The sequence below is a fragment of the Pseudoalteromonas sp. GW168-MNA-CIBAN-0100 genome, assembly GCF_040309225.1.
GTDB classification, from domain to species: Bacteria; Pseudomonadota; Gammaproteobacteria; order Enterobacterales; family Alteromonadaceae; genus Pseudoalteromonas; species Pseudoalteromonas arctica.
The window spans coordinates 1-390 of record NZ_JBEOOL010000187.1; the positions used below are offsets into that span (position 1 = coordinate 1).

The 390-nt window shown below is 36.7% G+C and carries 1 protein-coding gene and 1 pseudogene; both read left to right on the plus strand.

The window, feature by feature from the left end:
* Positions 1-126, plus strand: a pseudogene (locus AAEY62_RS20650) (FecR family protein); the annotation flags it as partial.
* 45 nt (positions 127-171) lie between these two features.
* Positions 172-390, plus strand: a 219-nt coding sequence (locus tag AAEY62_RS20655; protein ID WP_350636126.1) for a hypothetical protein, incomplete at its 3' end; no start/stop codon positions are given.

Here is a 390-nt window from a genome sequence, read left to right on the forward strand (position 1 = left end):
GTTGCAGGGGTATTTAAGGCGGGTGATGTTGCTGGGCTACTTGAAAGTTTAAAAACAAATTTTTCGATTGATCACGAACGCTTAGGTGAGCACGTAGTTAGCCTTAAACGTCAAACTAAGTCATAAATAGCAGCGCCTAAAATCATGCTAATGTTGGATTAAGTTGCAATTATGAACATGCAAAGTAAAAAATATATTAATAAAAAGAATAAAACCTATAGAGGATTTTTGTTTGCCAACTGTTTATATAAGTTGCGCAGTAACCAAACGCATTTATTGTGTAGTTTGAGTGTGCTTGCATCGGCTTTTTTTAGCTTGAATGTTTTAGCCACAGTAACTACCGGGCAAATGGTGCAATTTGATATAAAAGCGCAGCGAGCAGACAAAGCT